This window comes from Ezakiella massiliensis (genome assembly GCF_059862345.1).
Genome location: NZ_JCBCEO010000020.1, coordinates 1 through 240, shown reverse-complemented (window position 1 = coordinate 240; position 240 = coordinate 1). Strand labels below are relative to the sequence as shown.

The window sequence follows — 240 nt, the reverse complement described above, 5'->3', positions numbered from 1 at the left end:
CAAAATCCTTTCGGAATTACATTAAAAAAATTGGTAGCGGCGAAGAGATTTGAACTCCTGACACTTCGGGTATGAACCGAATGCTCTAGCCAACTGAGCTACGCCGCCATAATGGATGTTCTCACAAGGCTTATTATAATAGATAAGCATTGGTGCCGAGGACCGGAATCGAACCGGTACGGTGTTAACCACCGCAGGATTTTAAGTCCTGTGCGTCTGCCTGTTCCGCCACCCCGGCAT

At 47.9% G+C, this 240-nt stretch carries 2 tRNA genes; both read right to left on the bottom strand.

Annotation, left to right across the window (positions count from 1 at the left end):
- Positions 1 to 31: 31 nt before the first annotated feature.
- A tRNA-Met gene (locus tag AC6FXG_RS08950) sits at positions 32 to 108 on the bottom strand.
- Between the two features lie 42 nt (positions 109 to 150).
- Positions 151 to 238: transfer RNA gene (locus tag AC6FXG_RS08945), tRNA-Leu, on the bottom strand.
- Positions 239 to 240 lie beyond the last annotated feature (2 nt).